The 1,103-nt window shown below is 48.9% G+C and carries 1 protein-coding gene; it reads left to right on the top strand.

Annotation, left to right across the window (positions count from 1 at the left end; translation table 11 throughout):
* A partial coding sequence (locus tag R7Z78_RS24700; protein WP_169643759.1) for a molybdopterin-dependent oxidoreductase occupies positions 1-1,103 on the top strand: 1,103 nt, incomplete at both ends.

Genomic DNA, 1,103 nt, shown 5'->3' with positions numbered 1-1,103 from the left:
CATCATTAAAGACTATGGTAATGACGCGGTTTACTTAAACTACGGTACGGGTACCTTGGGTGGTACGGTAACTAAGAGCTGGGATCCGAGCGCGACATTGGTTGCACGTATGATGAACCTGTGTGGTGGTTACCTCAATCACTACGGCGACTACTCAGCAGCGAACATCGAATGTATGTCTGAGTACTTCTACGGCACTTGGGTAGACAACAACTCGATTGACGACGTACAAAACGCAGATCTTTGTCTGATGTTCGGTAACAACCCAGCCGAGACGCGTATGTCGGGCGGTGGTCAAATCCACAACTACGTGGACGCAAAAAATATTAACCACACACGTACGATCTGTATCGACCCTCGTTACACCGATACTGCCGCTGGCCGTGAAGACCAATGGATTCCTATCAAACACGGTACCGATGCGGCTCTTGTCGCTGCTATCGCCCATGTACTGATCAGCGAAGATAAAGTCGACCAAGACTTCCTTGACCGCTACTGTGTGGGTTACGACCGTAAAACTCTGCCAGCATCAGCGCCAGAAAATGGCAGCTACAAAGATTACATCATGGGCACAGGTCCGGTTGGTATCGAGAAAACGCCAGAGTGGGCACAACCAATCACAGGTATTCCTGCTGATGTGATCTTGAAACTTGCGCGTGAAATCGGCGATGCAAAACGTATTTACATCACCCAAGGTTGGGGTCTACAACGCTCTGCAAACGGTGAGCAAGCATGTAAAGCGATCATGATGCTGTCTCTGCTTCGTGGTCAGGTTGGTCTACAAGGTGGTGGTACTGGTGCTCGTGAGGGTAACCACTCTTACCCATTCCAACGCTTCCCGAAAGTGCCAAATCCAATCAGCGCTTCTATCCCAATGTTCCTTTGGACAGACGCGATTTTCCGCGGCACTGAGATGACCGATCTTACTGATGGCATCAAAGGTGTAGAGAAGCTGCAAAACAACATCAAGTTTATCTGGAACTATGCAGGTAACTGTCTGATTAACCAGCACTCAGACATCAACCGCACACACGACATTCTTCAAGATGAAAAAGCGTGTGAAATGCTTGTGGTGATCGACAAACACATGACGTCTTCTGCGA

This window comes from Vibrio sp. 1167 (assembly GCF_033340375.1).
GTDB lineage: Bacteria > Pseudomonadota > Gammaproteobacteria > Enterobacterales > Vibrionaceae > Vibrio > Vibrio alginolyticus.
Note: the sequence above shows the minus strand (reverse complement) of the source record. Positions and strands in the feature narration are given on the sequence as shown.